The sequence below is a fragment of the Ralstonia sp. 1B3 genome, from assembly GCF_036631435.1.
Map to the genome: position 1 here is coordinate 1 of NZ_JAPNUG010000004.1, position 14,752 is coordinate 14,752.

Annotated in this window: 9 protein-coding genes and 4 pseudogenes; 3 read left to right on the plus strand and 10 right to left on the minus strand. The window is 62.1% G+C overall.

The genetic code is table 11. The annotated features are described in order from the left end of the window. Window positions 1-415: 415 nt before the first annotated feature. The 3 genes and pseudogenes from OWR21_RS00930 to OWR21_RS00940 form a co-directional block, all read right to left on the minus strand. Window positions 416-3,537: pseudogene (locus tag OWR21_RS00930) on the minus strand (efflux RND transporter permease subunit). Between the two features lie 148 nt (window positions 3,538-3,685). After that, entirely contained in the window at window positions 3,686-4,561 is an 876-nt protein-coding gene (locus OWR21_RS00935) for an efflux RND transporter periplasmic adaptor subunit (protein WP_332394396.1), read from the minus strand. A gap of 194 nt (window positions 4,562-4,755) precedes the next feature. Continuing rightward, window positions 4,756-5,370: a TetR/AcrR family transcriptional regulator gene (locus tag OWR21_RS00940; RefSeq protein ID WP_147216723.1), complete on the minus strand. Its 615-nt coding sequence runs from the start codon at window positions 5,368-5,370 to the stop codon at window positions 4,756-4,758. A gap of 86 nt (window positions 5,371-5,456) precedes the next feature. On the opposite strand from OWR21_RS00940, the pseudogene OWR21_RS00945 reads away from it, so the two are divergent. From OWR21_RS00945 to OWR21_RS00955, 3 pseudogenes are all read left to right on the plus strand, one after another. Beyond that, window positions 5,457-6,915, plus strand: a pseudogene (locus tag OWR21_RS00945) (efflux transporter outer membrane subunit). Between the two features lie 59 nt (window positions 6,916-6,974). Then, window positions 6,975-7,780 (plus strand): annotated as a pseudogene (locus tag OWR21_RS00950) (oxidoreductase). 49 nt (window positions 7,781-7,829) lie between these two features. After that, a pseudogene (locus tag OWR21_RS00955) lies at window positions 7,830-8,060 on the plus strand (MFS transporter); the annotation flags it as partial. A 127-nt stretch (window positions 8,061-8,187) separates the two neighbouring features. On the opposite strand, the gene OWR21_RS00960 reads toward OWR21_RS00955, so the two are convergent. The 7 genes from OWR21_RS00960 to OWR21_RS00990 form a co-directional block, all read right to left on the minus strand. Continuing rightward, window positions 8,188-9,162: a hydroxymethylglutaryl-CoA lyase gene (locus OWR21_RS00960; protein WP_332394400.1), complete on the minus strand. Its 975-nt coding sequence runs from the start codon at window positions 9,160-9,162 to the stop codon at window positions 8,188-8,190. Next, complete coding sequence (locus tag OWR21_RS00965) at window positions 9,159-10,391, minus strand: CaiB/BaiF CoA transferase family protein (RefSeq protein WP_332394401.1); 1,233 nt, start codon at window positions 10,389-10,391, stop codon at window positions 9,159-9,161. The genes OWR21_RS00960 and OWR21_RS00965 overlap by 4 nt, the downstream gene beginning before the upstream one ends. A gap of 9 nt (window positions 10,392-10,400) precedes the next feature. Further along, entirely contained in the window at window positions 10,401-11,705 is a 1,305-nt protein-coding gene (locus OWR21_RS00970; RefSeq protein WP_332394416.1) for an MFS transporter, read from the minus strand. A gap of 199 nt (window positions 11,706-11,904) precedes the next feature. Continuing rightward, a complete protein-coding gene (locus tag OWR21_RS00975) occupies window positions 11,905-12,804 on the minus strand; it encodes a LysR substrate-binding domain-containing protein (protein ID WP_316889218.1) in 900 nt (299 codons plus the stop codon). Between the two features lie 499 nt (window positions 12,805-13,303). After that, entirely contained in the window at window positions 13,304-13,516 is a 213-nt protein-coding gene (locus OWR21_RS00980; RefSeq protein ID WP_147216714.1) for a hypothetical protein, read from the minus strand. 97 nt (window positions 13,517-13,613) lie between these two features. Then, on the minus strand, window positions 13,614-13,868 hold the full coding sequence (locus OWR21_RS00985; RefSeq protein ID WP_147216712.1) for a translation initiation factor 1: 255 nt from the start codon (window positions 13,866-13,868) through the stop codon (window positions 13,614-13,616). 82 nt (window positions 13,869-13,950) lie between these two features. Further along, complete coding sequence (locus OWR21_RS00990) at window positions 13,951-14,181, minus strand: isochorismatase (protein ID WP_147216710.1); 231 nt, start codon at window positions 14,179-14,181, stop codon at window positions 13,951-13,953. Window positions 14,182-14,752: the final 571 nt, after the last annotated feature.

Here is a 14,752-nt window from a genome sequence, read left to right on the forward strand (position 1 = left end):
CGAGGCTCCCGCGCCCGTCACTCCAGAATGCAATCAATAAAAAAACGCCTGCCCCTAAGGTCGAGAGAGAACGGAGGTAACACGGGGCAGGCGTGAGCCAAAATTTACCGCTGCATACGCGGAATTCAACACAACGTCTGAGGCACCGTGAGCCTCATCGTGCCGGCATCTTGATTCTGAGTGCTGGTCGGCATGCCGCCGCTGAGCGGATCAAAGGGCCCCATTTCCCATCACGGGCCTTTCGCATTCCCTTTGCGCGCTCCGCTCAAACTGGGCGACCGTCGTGGCACGCGAAGCTGTCAGCGGTGCGAGAGCGAGCACGCTAGGTACTTCCGACTTGGCAATCATCTTCTTCAATGAAATTAAGCCCCTCTGACTGAAACACCTGCCCAGCACATACGCTTTCTAGTCGGCGTTACTCCGGCACAAGGCTCCCTGCCTGTTGTTCGGTCTGATGCCGATCCGGCGGCGCCTTCGTCGCATAGCCCGGCCCAATCCTGAACCAGATGGAGTACATGGCTGGCAAGAACACCAGCGTCAGGATCGTCCCTGCGAACGTGCCGCCAATCAGGGTGTAAGCCAGTGCTCCCCAGAACACCGAATGGGTGAGCGGAATAAAGGCGAGGATGGCGGCCAAGGCGGTGAGGATCACCGGACGCGCTCGCTGCACCGTAGCCTCTACGACGGCCCTGAACGGGTCCAGCCCCTCATCCTTGTTGTGCTGGATCTGACCGATTAGGATCAGCGTGTTGCGCATCAAGATGCCTGACAGCGCAATCAGGCCGACCAGCGCGTTGATGCCGAACGGCTTGCCGAACAGGATCAGCGTCGGCACCACGCCGATCAGCCCGAGGGGACTGGTCAGGAAGACCATCACCATCGCCGGAATGGATCGCACTTGGAAGATGAGGATCAGCAGCGTCACGGCCAACATGATAGGGAACAGCGGCAGCATGGCCTTCGTCGCCTTGCCCGACTCTTCGATTGAACCGGCTTGCTCAATGCGGTATCCGCTCGGCAGCTTCTCGATGATGGGCTGAAGCTGCTTGCTGATGGCGGTCGACACATCGGGCGGTTGCAGACCGTCGGCAATATCGCCACGCACCGTGATGGTCGGCATGCGGTCGCGACGGCGCATGATGGGCTCCTCCATGCGCACCTCGATCTTGCCGATCTGCGAGAGGGGAATGCGCTGCCCATTGGCACCGGCCAGCGTGAAGTCTCCGACCTTGGCCGGGTCGAGCCGCACGTTGCCGGCCGAGCGCGCCGTCACCTGCACGGTGCGGATGTCTTCGCGCACTGCCGTCACCGGAACGCCGTTGAGCAGAAATTGAAGTTGCTGCGCGACGGCACTGGAAGTCAGGCCAACGGCTTGCAGACGGTCTTGCTGCAAGGTGAAATGCAGCGTGGGGACGCGCGTGCCCCAGTCCGTATTGACCGTGCGCATCATCGGGCTGGCGTCCATGACATGCTGCACATCAGCAGCGATACGCCGCAGCGTTTCCGCATCCGTGCCAGTGACGCGATAGGCAACGGGGAACGGCGAATATGGCCCGAACACAAGCTGCGTGACACGTACACGCGCCCCCGGGGCCAGACCATCTGCAACCGCCTGACGTAGCCGCTGCTTCAGCATGTCACGCTCTTCCTGGCTGTCGGTGCGGATCACGATCTTGGCGAACGAGGGGTCGGGCAGCTCCGGCCCCATTGCCAGATAGAAGCGCGGCGCGCCCTGGCCGATATAAGCCGTCACGATCTTGGCTTCCTTCTGCTTGGCGAGCCAGGCTTCGATCTTTGCGGTCGCCGCGTCGGTCTGGTTGATCGACGTGCCATAAGGCATCTGCACCTCGACCAGCACTTCTGGGCGATCCGAGATCGGGAAGAACTGCTTCTTAACCACCGCCATGCCCGCAATGGCCAAGGCGAAGAGGCCCACCACCGCGCCCGCGACTAGCCATTTGCGCGCAATCACGCGCCCGAGCAGCACTCGGAAGCGGTTGTAGCGCGGGGTGTCGTAAATCGCATCGTGGCCGCCTTCGACCTTCTTGAAATCGGGCAGCATCTTCACGCCCAGGTACGGCGTGAACACCACCGCGACCACCCAGGATGCAATCAGCGCAATGCCGACAATCCAGAACATGTTGCTGGTGTATTCACCCGCCGTGGATCGCGCAAAGCCGTTGGGCATGAAGCCGACGGCCGTGACCAGCGTGCCCGACAGCATGGGCGCGGCGGTGTGGCTCCACGCATAGGCCGAAGCGGCCACGCGGCTGTAGCCCTCTTCCATCTTCACCACCATCATTTCGATGGCGATGATCGCGTCGTCCACTAGCAGGCCCAGCGCCAGGATCAGCGACCCGAGGGTAATGCGATCGAAGTTCTTTCCTGTCGCGGCCATGACCACAAACACCACGGCGAGCGTCAGTGGCACGGCTGCGGCCACCACAAGGCCTGCGCGCCAGCCCATGCTGATAAAGCTCACCAGCATCACCACCAGTAGCGCAGCAAAGAACTTGAGCATGAACTCGTCGACTGCACCGGCGATGTTGACGGCTTGGTCCGTCACCTTAGTCAGACTCATGCCGAGCGGCATGTCCGCATTGATGGCGCCGACTTCCTTGTCGAGTGCCTTGCCCAGATCGAGCCCGTTCCATCCATCGCGCATGACGACGCCCAACAGCAACGCGGGCTGCCCGCCATTGCGCACCATGAATGTGGCGGGGTCTTCATAACCGCGCTTGACAGTGGCAATGTCCGAGAGCTTCAGCGTGCGGCCCTGCGAGACCACCGGCGTATCGCGAATCTTCTGCAGCTCGTCAAACGCGCCATCCAGGCGGATGAACACCTGCGGCCCTTTCGTTTCGACCGAGCCGGCGGCCGTCAGTGCATTCTGGCTGTTGAGCGCGGCAAACACGTCTTGCGGGCTCACGCCGAGCGTCGCCAGCCGGTCATGTGAGAACTCGACGTAGATGCGCTCGGACTGTTCGCCGATGATGTTCACCTTCTTCACGCCTGGCACGTGCAGCAGGCGCTGGCGCAGCGTCTCCGCATCGCGCGCGAGCGCACGTTGCGGCTCGCCCTGTGCCTTCAGTGCAAACAGGGCAAAGGTCACGTCCGAATATTCGTCATTGACGATGGGTCCGATCACGCCGGACGGCAGGTTGGCCACCTCGTCACCGACCTTCTTGCGCGCTTGATAGAACTCCTCCTGCACTTCCGATGGTGGCGTGCTATCGAGCAACGTTAGCGTAGTGAACGCGAGACCGGGCCGCGTGTACGTTTCCGTGCGATCGTACCAGCGCAGCTCCTGCATGCGCTTTTCGATCTTCTCAGCCACCTGGTCCTGCATTTCCTGCGCGGTGGCGCCCGGCACACAGTGACGATGTTCATCACCTTGACCGTAAACGCCGGGTCTTCCGCGCGGCCCAGTTTGAAGAACGAAATAAGCCCCGCCAGCGAGATGAGGCAGATGAGGAACAGCGTAACGGCACGCTCGCGCACCGCCAGGGCCGAGAGGTTGAAACGACCTTGGCTCACGGGCGCACCTCTGCAATTGCAGCAACTGCGGTAGCGGCCTGCTGACCTGCCACGCGCACTTGCTGTCCTTCGCGTAGCAGTTGTGCGCCGAGCGCGACTATGCGGTCTCCCTGCTTGACCTGGCCTGCAACGCGGGCGCCTTCATCGCTTAGGCGCAGGAGCGCGATGGACCGCCACGAGACCTTCGCTGGATCACCCTGGATGACCCACACGCCGGGGCCCTTGCCGGCGTCGAACACGGCACCGAGGGTACCTGCAAATCGGCCACTTGAAGATCGCCTTGCGCCGTCGCTGCCCGCTCGGGAATCCGAATCGTGACGGTCGCGCCCAACGGCGCGTTGGCCAGATCGCCGTCGAGCACATAGCGCGCTTCATACGTGCGGGTAAGCCGGTCCGCAGCATCCGATAGTTGCCGCAGCTTGGCGGGCGTGCCGTCGCCTTCCCTGCCGAACAACGTGGCCTGCGCGACCGAGCCGATTGCGGGACGCAACGTTTCCGGCAACTGGACCACTGCCTCACGGCGGCCAGCGTGAGCCAAGCGCACCACCGCCTGCCCGGCATTAACGACTTGGCCGGGCTCGGCCAACGTTTCCATGACCACGCCGTCACCGTCGGCAACGAGTTCTGCGTAACGGCTGGCGTTGCGGGCGACATCCGCCTGCGCTTCAGCGGCGCTCAATTGCGCTTTTGCCGCGTCCGCCGCCGCCTTAGCTTGGTCGTAAGAGGAAGCGGAAATCGCGCCAGTCCCGCGCAGATCGCGGTAGCGCGCTTCATCTTCCGCCGTCTGCTGCGCGCGTGCGCGGCGGCCGCTACGGCTTCTTGCTGCGCATGCGCGGCGAGCTTCAGATCGACCGGGTCGATGCGCATGAGGCTGCCCGCGCTTGACGGTCTGACCTGCATCCACCAACCGCTCCAGCACCTTGCCAGGCACGCGGAAGCCGAGGTCGCTCTGCACCCGGGCAGCCACGACACCCGTGAACGATCGGGATGCCGACGCAACGGGCTGAACGAATGCAACACGCACCAATGGGGCCTCGGTGCGCGGGTCGCCGGGAGCCTTTTCGCCGCAAGCGGTCAACGTCAGCGGCAATGCAAGAACAGCGGTAGAGGTGATAAAGCGACGCGAAAGCATGAAAGCCCCATCGACAGGATGATCTGGGCTTTCATTCTTGTTCAAGTGACTAATTTAGTCAATGGTCACATACAAAAATCTGAGCGTCAGGGAGAAAGGCTTCGGAGTACGAGGCTGGAAAGCAGCCCAGGCGCGACCTCCGTGTAGTCGAAGCTGTACTGCAAAAGCAACGGATTCATGAACGGACGCATGACCAGGTAGATGGCCGCCGTAGCCTCGTCTAACGGCGTCTTGCGCTCGAAGTCTCCGGTCTCGCGCCCCTCCTGCAGGACATTGCGCAGCAGTTGCTGGATGCGGCCCTCATAGGCGATCACCGACTGCCACCGCTCGGTCGCAGCCGAGGCAGCGATTTCGTAGAGCTTACGGTCGTGGGAAAACAGCCGAAGACTAGCCTCCGTCAAGGCTTTAAACATGCGGCGGAGCTTCTCCGGCGGGGACCCGGCCTCGGCCAAAGCGGCATTCACGTCGGACTCGATCTCGCGCAGGCAGTTGGCGCAAATCATCTCGCCAATGGCCTGCTTGGACTCGAAGAACTTGTAGATGTAGGCCTTGGAAAAACCAATCGCCTTGGCCAGATCGGACACAGCGGTCTTCTCGTAGCCGTACCGACTGAAGTGCTCGGTGGCGGCGGCGACGATCTGATCTCGTACGTCATGGTCCGCCGGGCCGCGGGCGGAAACGGGGTAAGGAGTGGTTTTCATGGGCTTCAGCTTACGCCAGTCGAGATAGTTGAACAACTTGTGACCGATTTGTACTATAGTCACTCAAAACTTCGATGGACGTCGCCATGTTGCCAAAACACTCCCTTGCAGCCCTTCTCGTTGCCGGCCTGGCCACAGGGTGCGCTGTCGGCCCCAACTATGTGAAGCCGGAGGCGCCGGTTCCCGATCGATTCCTGGGTCAGACCTCGGTCGAGCAACGGCCCGCCCATGGTCCAGCGGATCTGTCCGCGTGGTGGGCCGGTTTTGGCGATCCGCAGCTCACACGGTTTGTTCAACTCGCGTTGGAACAGAACCTGGACCTCGCCCAAGCCTTCGCCCGTGTTACACAAGCGCGCGCTGGTCTGGGTGCGGCCAACGCCGCGTTGCTGCCCTCGGGCAATGTCACAGGCCAAGCGGCGCGTGCATATCAGTCCGTCGAAACGCCTCTAGGCCGCGTATTGAATGCAAGGCCGGGCTTCGACCGCTACGGCAACGCGTTCGAGGCCGACGTCAACGCAAGCTGGGAACTGGACGTATTCGGCGGACTGCGCCGTGGCCGAGAGGCAGCATTGGCCGACTATCAGGCCTCCCGGGCAGGCGCAGTCGCCACACGGCTGGCAGTGGCCGCGCAGACCGCTGATATCTACATCACCATCCGCGGCTTGCAAACGCGCCTGAAGGTGGCCCGTCACCAGGTGCAAACACAGGAGGAATTGCTCTCCACCATCAACCTGCTATACGGCAAGGGGCTGGCTGCCGAGCTTCAAGTCAGGCAGGCAGAGGGCGCGCTCGCTCAGGTGCGCGCGTCCATCCCGCAGCTTGAGACGGGCCTCCACGCGGCGATGAACGCACTGGACGTAATGCTCGGCGCGCTGCCGGGTACACATCGGACGGAGCTTGCGCAAGACGCCGACATTCCGGCCGCGCCGCAGATCGCCATCAATGGATCGCCAAGCGAGTTGCTAAGGCGCCGGCCGGATCTCATCGTTGCTGAACGTCGCCTGGAGGCATCCAACGCGCGCATCGGCGTTGCCATTGCAGAGTACTACGAAGTTCTCGCTTAGCGGCCTGCTGGGTAGCGCCACATCGGTGGGCGCCGGCAGCTTATTCGGCAGTGGCGCCAGTCAGTTTGCTGGCGTGCTCGGCCTGCGCTGGCGCCTCTTTGATTTCGGTCGCATCAATGCGCAGATCGATCAGGCCAAAGCCCAGGAAGCCGAGATGCTGGCCGCATACCGGCTCGCCGTGCTGCGCGCCACGGAAGACGTGGAAGACGCGTTCTCTGCACTGGTCAAGCGCGAGGAACAGACCGCCGTGCTCACGCAAGGCGTCGATTCGCTCAGCCGCGCGCGGAACGCTTCGTTTGCCGCGTACCAAAAAGGCGTCGTCAGCCTGATCGAAGTCCTGCAAGCCGACGAAAGCTTGCTGCGTGCATCGGATGCGCGCGCGCAAGCGCAAACCGAATCGGCACGCGCCGCCGTCGCCGCCTTCAAGGCGCTGGGTGGTGGCTGGCAGCCCGATACATCGACCGCAATTGCCAGCCAATAGCGCGCACTGAAGAACCCATTTACCGCAAGCCCCACTCACCCATACACAAAGAAGCTGCCATGTCGAATTCCAAAGTTGTCGTGATCACCGGCGTGTCCTCGGGCATCGGCCGTGCCACCGCTGCAAAGTTTGCCCTGCGAGGCTGCAGAGTGTTCGGCACCGTACGCAACCTCGCAAGAACACAGCCAATCGCCGGCGTTGAACTGATCCAGATGGATGTCCGCGATGAAGCCTCGGTTCGGCACGGTGTCGATACCATCATCAGGCGAGCGGACCGCATCGATGTGCTGGTCAACAGCGCTGGTGTGGGCCTGCTCGGCGCAACTGAGGAAACATCGGTTGCCGAAGCACAGACCCTATTCGACACCAACGTGTTCGGCATCCTGCGTACCACGCAAGCCGTATTGCCGCATATGCGGGCGCAGCGTTCTGGACGCATCGTCAACATCAGCTCGGTGCTGGGCTTTCTGCCGGCGCCTTACATGGGCCTCTATTCGGCATCTAAGCACGCAGTGGAGGGAATGTCCGAGACGCTGGACCACGAGGTGCGCAAGTTCGGCATTCGTGTCTCGCTTGTGGAACCCTCATTCACCAAGACCAGCCTGGATACCAACGCGCCCCATGCGGCTTCCAAAGTCGCGGCCTATGACGCGGAGCGTGGTGTTGTTTCACAGGCCATTCAAAAAGCGTCCAGAAGGCGCCGGACCCCGATGGTGTCGCAAGCACCATCGTCGATGCTGCACTGGGGGCATGGAAGATGCGCCTTACCCCCAAAGGCGAAGCATCCCTTCTGAGCAAGCTGCGCCGTTTCATGCCGGCAGGACCGGTCGACTCAAGTCTGCGCAAGACGTTCGGGCTCTCCTGAAACGTGTTGCCCGAAGCAGATCCGGCTCACACATTATCGGAAGAGCCTAATGACGAATCCAGACAGCTCAGCAGCCGCGGCTTCTGCCGCGAACGCTTCGATTTTGCCCAATGCACACCTCGACACCGCATCCCCTTGGCCAGTGTTCGGGGTGGCCAGCGTTGCGGTGTTCCTGGTTTCGATGGACGGCACGATGCTGTTTGCTGCGTTCAGCGCATTACGTGCAGGATTTCCGCAAGCCACTGCGGCCGACCTTTCCTGGGTGCTGAATGCCTATACCCACGCGCCTGTACAGTGCTCAAGCCCTATTGAGCAATGCCGTCGAAGAGGCGGACACGCAAGCTCCGACAGCGGAGCCTGCATCCCCCCAACAGCAAACGGCTGACTGGATTGCGCTGACTACCTTGTCAGACTCGCGCTTCCGCTCGCGCTCGTATCGCCTCGAGGTCGTGCGGAGCAGGATGCAGTTGAAGCCGTTGTCCGGCTTTAGCGATCTGACTTGGCGTGTCATGCCCCAGCAGCGCAGGAAGGCGACGCGATACCGCCACCAGACCGGCCAGGTCGACTCCCGTGTCGTAGCCCATCAGTTCAAGCGCATGCACGGTATCTTCGGTACAGATGTTCCCGGTGGCGCCAGGTGCGTACGGACACCCCCCAATGCCACCCAGTGAAGCGTCGAAGCTCTCTGCGCCGGCCTCGATTGCCGCCAGCACATTCGCGAGCCCCATGCCTCTGGTGTTATGGAAGTGCAGCGTCAACGCGGCATCGGCCCATCGCGCACGGAACGCTCGCACAAGCGTGTTCACCTGCGTGGGATACCCCATCCCGGTGGTATCGCACAGCGTGATGCTGTCGGCGCCCAGCTGCGTGTGAAAGCGCTCCGCCCAGTCCAGCACGGTTGCCATCTCGACTTCGCCCTCCATCGGACAGCCGAATGCACATGAGAGCGAGACGTTGACGCGAACGCCAGCCCTGCGAGCCAACGCAGCCACTTCGCGCAGCCCGCCAAACGACTGCTCACGGGTCATGCGCAAATTTGCGAGGTTGTGCGTTTCGGTGGCCGACATGACAAGGTTCACCTCATCCGCCCCACAGTCGATCGCACGCTCGGCGCCCCGCACGTTCGGCACGAGCGCGCTGTACACCGTGCCTGGCGCGCGGCGGATGCCTTTCATCACGGCCTCTGCGTCAGCCAGGACGGGAATGGCCTTGGGCGAAACGAAGCCGGTGACTTCGATCTTGGCCAGACCCAAAGAGGACAGCGCATCGATCAGCGCAATCTTTTCTTCAGTGGGTACAAAGGTGCATTCGGCCTGCAATCCATCCCGCGTGCCGACCTCTTGGATGTGGATGCGGCGGCGATTCCCGTTCCAGGCAGTCATGCGATGACTCCTTTGTTCCGCAGCACGTCGATCTGATCATCGGCGATGCCGAGTTCTCGCAACACCGCAGTCGTGTCCTCTCCCAATCGTGGCGCAGCGGTGCGAACGGTGCCCGGTGTGCCCTCCAATTTCGGGACCACGCCCGGCACTTCCAACGTGTCCCCTTCACGGGTGCGCTGCGAGAGGATCATGTCCCGTGCACGGTAGTGCGGGTCTTCAACGATGTCCTTGGCGGTATAGACTTTCCCGGCCGGTACGCGCGCTTCAGCCAGCAGGTGCAACGCCTCTTCGACCGTTCGCAATGCCGTCCAGCTGCCAATGGCGCCATCAAGTTCTTCAACCCGAGCGACACGGCCCGCATTATTGGCAAAGGCAGGATCGTCCGCGAGATCGGTGCGCCCGATGGTGTGCATCAGGCGCTTGAAGATGCTGTCACCATTGCCAGCGATGAGGATATAGCCGTCCACACACCGATAGGCATTTGACGGTGCGATGCCTGGCAACGCACTGCCGGCAGCCTCTCGTACGGCACCAAACGCGCTGTACTCCGGGATCAGACTTTCCATGACGTTGAGCACAGCCTCGTTCAGAGCCACGTCGATGACCTGGCCCTTGCCGCCGTTCACTTTGCGGTGGTACAGCGCCGTGAGGATGCCGATCGTGCCGTGCAACGCGGCGAGCGTGTCGCCAATGGAGATGCCGCACCGCACAGGTATGCGGCCCGGCTCGCCGGTGAGATGACGCAGGCCGCCCATGGCTTCGCCAATGGCGCCGAACCCGGGCAGATCACGGTATGGCCCCGTCTGCCCGTAGCCAGAGATACGCAACATCACCAGGCCCGGGTTCAGTTCCGACAGCACATCCCAACCGAGCCCCCAGCTTTCCAGCGTGCCGGGGCGAAAATTCTCAATGAGCACATCGGCTGAAGCAATCAGTTCTCGCGCGATCTCTTGCGCTTCCGGGTTGCGCAGGTCGAGCGCCACCGAGCGCTTGTTTCGGGACTGCACCTGCCACCAAACGGAGGTGCCGTCCTTCAGCATGCGCCAGTTGCGCAGGGGGTCGCCCGCGCCGGGTGGCTCGATCTTGATCACCTCGGCGCCGAACTCACCGAGCGTCTTGCCAGCAAAAGGCCCGGCGATCAATTGCCCCATCTCGATAACGCGCACCCCTTGAAGTGCCATGGGAGCGCGATCGATTCCGTTACCGGGTTGCACGTGTTGCTGTTCCATCTCTCTGCCTCAGTCTTTTGCGCGCAGCTGGGCTGGCATCGCGAACGTCAGGATGGCCGCACACACAAGCCCGAGGCCGCCAATCAGGTAGAGCGCCGGCGTGGTGCTGCCCGCCATGTCCTTGATGCGTCCGACGACCACCGGGCTCACGATGCCGCCCAGCTGGCCCAGCGTGTTGATCAGGGCAATGCCGGCTGCTGCCCCGGCGCCTGCGACGAGCTTGGGAGGCAGCGCCCAGAACGCGGGAATCGCGGCCACTACGCCCGCGCCCATCATCGCGAGGGCCAGGACCAGCATGGCGGTTTGCTTGTCAAAAATGCCGGCGCTGAAGAATCCCACCGAGGCCAGCAGCATCAGCCCAATCACGAACTTGCGACGTTCGCCCGTACGGTCTGACACACGGCCCACGACGACCATGGTGATCGCCCCGCACAGGTAGGGCACAGCCGTCAGCAGACCGATGGTGGTGGGGTTGGTGATTCCAGACGTGCGAATCATGTGCGGCGCCCAGAAGTTCAGGCCGTACGAACTCACCTGGATCAGGAAGTAGATGAGCCCGAGCATGAGGAAACCCGGCGTCTTCAACGCACCGATCAGCGAGTGGCCGGCTATATCGCGGTTCTGCCGCGCGATGTTGGCACTCAGCAGCGCACGCTCCTCCGGCGCAAGCCAACGGGCATCTTCAATGCGGTCCTTGAGCACCTTGAAGACGATGTATCCAAGAAGCACGCACGGCAGCCCGCCCACCAGAAACAACCAGTGCCAGCCGCGCATGGCAAGCACACCGTCCATGTGTGAAAGCACCAGGCCCGATGCAGGCGCCCCAAGCAGCCCTGCAAACGCAGATGCCAGGAACAGCATGGACGTCATCCGGCCGCGGTAAGCCGCCGGAAACCAGATCGTCAGGTAGTACAGCACGCCCGGAGCAAAACCTGCCTCCATCGCACCAATCAGGAAGCGCAGGCCGTAGAATTGCCATTCGGTTTGCACAAACGCCATCAGGGCGGTGGCAATGCCCCACGAAACCATGATGCGGGCAATCCACCGCCGGGCGCCCACCTTGTACAGCATGAGGTTGCTCGGCACCTCGAACAGCACATAGCCCACGACGAACAGCCCGGCGCCGAGCCCGTATGCGGTGTCGCTCAGACCCAGGTCGGTCTGCAATGAAAACTTGGCAAAGCTGATGTTGATGCGATCAAAGAACGCGAACAGATAACACACCATGATCAGTGGCATGACGCGCCACGCGATCTTGCTGACGATGCGGGCTTCGTCGATTTGCGTCGGTGGTGTGGCCGCCTGAAGCGGCATGGTTTCCGTGCCAGCCATCGTTGTCTCCTGTGGATGCCGATGTCAGGCGACGGGGCGCTCACAGGGGTGAGGCTGGCAACCTGCATCGTTGTGGTGCGCTCTGAATGGCGCGTGCAGGCATTCTGGTTGTGGCCGGGCCGCGGCAGAAGAACAAATGCGAGAACCGAGCTTTCACGAAACGCGAAAGCCGCTTTGGAACCTACGGGGTGGTCGACCTCAGATGCTCGATCAATGTGCGGACATGGCGTGGCACCGCATTGATGTCACGCAGGCCCAGCAACAGGCTCCGCTGGGCCCAGTCATCCTTGAGCGCGATCTGGCGCAGCTGCATTGAGCGCACCAACTCACGTACCGCCTGCAAGGGGAGCACGGCGACACCCATCCCGGCGGCGACCATCTGGCACATTGCGTCGAAGCTTCGCACGCGAATGCGCAGCTTGAGGCGACGCCCCATGGCCTCGGTTTCGGTCTGTAAGCGTTCGGCCAGCGATGTCCCTTCTGACAGGCTGACAAAGTCGTAGTCGAGGGCTTCCGCCAAATGAAGTTCTCTGCGACGGCTGAGCGGATGTTGCTTGGGCACGACCAGCCCGAGATGGTCTTCGCGGTAATCCAGACACTGCAGGCCGAGCGTCGGCGTACGGTCCGCAAAGATGCCGACGTCAGCCCGGCCGTCGAGCACGGCCAGGACAATATCGCTGCTGTTCTTCTCTTCCAGCTCGATGCGGATGCCCGGATTGGCCTGCGTGAACGTTGCCAGCTGCTGTGGGAGGAATTGCGTCACTGCGGAGGTATTCGCCCAGAGCCGCACGACGCCGACGATGCCCGAGGTGAAGTCCGACAATTCGGCGGCAAGCAGATCGACGTCCGCGAGGATGCGCTGCGCATGGCGGTAGAGCGCCTGGCCGGCCACTGTGAGCGTCACACCCCGCGAATGGCGCTCCAACAGCGGCGCGCCCATCCCGGCCTCCAGATCGGAAATCCGCTTGCTCGCAGCGCCAACCGCCAGATGCGCCAATGCGGCCGCCTTGCTGATGCTGCCGGTGCGCGCCACCAAAGCGAACAGCGACAGAGAAACAAAATCGATGCGGTGTGGGTTGATCATGGCAGCAGATTGATGGGCCTGGCTCAGCGGATGGTATAGCCGGCCGTGCCGACAACGCTACCGTCTCGCAAAACGTCGCATGCTGATCCTCTGGTGAGGCGCTCGTCGATCTCAAACCTTCGATTGCGGGTGTGTGAGCGCGACGTTCCGCGGTCAAACACCCGCGCATGGCCCTCCGAGGTCCGAACGCGGGCCAAAAACATCCGACCCATCGGACCTCGGAGACCCGTGCTTCGCCGTCAAAGGGTCGACGTTGTCCCGTTGAGGCCGACGCTCGACCGTCAGAGGGTGGAAGGCATTTCTCGGAGGTCGGAAATTTGGAGCTCAGACTGCGGAATGCGACGGTTTGAGGCTCGCATGCCGCCCTCCAGGGTTCGACGTCGACGCTTGACCGTCCATGTTCAAGCCACAGACGCCCCTGATTGATCGCACGCCTTGGAACGCACGAGCAGAGCGAGGCGATGCCATGGCGCAATGGCGTCGGCAATGCAGTCGCCTAATCATCGAGGGACCATCCCGGGTTGGGCACGTTTTTCCCTTCGCGATAGGTCCAGTTCGCGCCGCACGTGCGGCATATGAACGTGCTCACCGTGACGGCGGAAGTCTTGGAGGCTTTGATGCGCTGCGTGTCAGTGATTCTCAGGAAAGCATGGCCTGGCGCACCAAGTCGGTGGACTTCGATCGCAAGGCAATCGCGGCAAAGTGTCATGCCAACTCCTCTCTTAAGTAACGTGGGCCTGATATGGGGCGGGCGCCAAGGGAAGCGCCTTGGCATTAGGCTACGCGTTCGTCAACATCGTCTTCGGCTAGACGCCAAACACAGGGCCGCCGTACTTCAACAGCAATTGCTCGATCTGGCTCATGTCATCGGTGCGCGGCGTTCTGTCTTCCGTCACGCGTGAGGGGCCGCCATAGACGGCAGCCACATGCCTGCGCACCGTCAGTACATCATCGGCCGGTGGCGTGACGATGACCGCATCACCCGGTACGTGCCGATAGCTGCCATCTTTCCACCCCTGGGGCGTCAGATGCAGCTCTTCCCACTCTTCACTGGCAGACATGGTGATTTCCTTCCCTTTGACTTCGGAGTTGCGCCTGCCGTTGCCGCAAGCGAAAAAGCCGCCCTAGGGCGGCTTGCGTGGTTCAGTTCGTGTGGCGGTGCGTCAGGCGTGCGATGGCTGCTCTTCCGGCAAGCCGCGCGGCATTCCTCGCGAGGGCTTCGGTGCCATGCACGTTGTGGCGCATCGAGACGTTGGCCAGAAGACGTTCCGTGCCATCCCGGTACTCGTTGATGAGATAGGTGGCAAACCAGACGCCGGGTTCTTGTTCAATTGGGTACACGGATACCGTGTACGGGGAGTCGACTTTGTTCAATACAGTGCTAGGTTCGGGCGAGAGCAGATGCAGGCGGGGCGCTGGGCAAACCAGTTCCGGGCTGACGAGCTACGCCACGATGGGTAAGGCCAATGCTTTGCCGCAGGCATGCAAATGCATGGCGCAAGCGATTGGAAACGAGGTGACCGTACTTGCGTAGGAGAGCACGCCAGTACATGCGCGCTGCATACGGAGCGGATAAACCGCCGGTCAGGTAGGTGATGGGCCACACGGCCCAAGGTGATTCGGGTGTACGCCCGACGGGTGGCCAGCGCTTTATGTGTTTTTTTGCTGGGCACCCAGCCCGATGAATTTGAACGATGGGCAAAGGTTGCGCATGGTAACAGCTTCTTGCAACCCCTGCTCGTCGTGAACGACATGCCTGGAGCGCAGCGGCTGCCCTTTTTCCTTTTCGCCTTGGCTTACCTCCACCACTGAGCGCGAGCAGCATGCGATACCGCACTTCGAAAGATCGTCACGCCGCCATGCACTTATGAGAGTACAGTGGGGCACCGACCATAGCGTTCCGGTTCTTGCATCCGTCAGTACGAAAGCATTGTTACCCGCACTT

Bases quoted from the DNA above. Each gene is read 5' to 3' on its own strand.
- OWR21_RS00940 (WP_147216723.1), bottom strand. From the start codon at position 5,370: ATGAAAACCACTCCTTACCCCGTTTCCGCCCGCGGCCCGGCGGACCAT.
- OWR21_RS00960 (WP_332394400.1), bottom strand. From the start codon at position 9,162: ATGACTGCCTGGAACGGGAATCGCCGCCGCATCCACATCCAAGAGGTC.
- OWR21_RS00965 (WP_332394401.1), bottom strand. From the start codon at position 10,391: ATGGAACAGCAACACGTGCAACCCGGTAACGGAATCGATCGCGCTCCC.
- OWR21_RS00970 (WP_332394416.1), bottom strand. From the start codon at position 11,705: ATGCCGCTTCAGGCGGCCACACCACCGACGCAAATCGACGAAGCCCGC.
- OWR21_RS00980 (WP_147216714.1), bottom strand. From the start codon at position 13,516: ATGACACTTTGCCGCGATTGCCTTGCGATCGAAGTCCACCGACTTGGT.
- OWR21_RS00985 (WP_147216712.1), bottom strand. From the start codon at position 13,868: ATGTCTGCCAGTGAAGAGTGGGAAGAGCTGCATCTGACGCCCCAGGGG.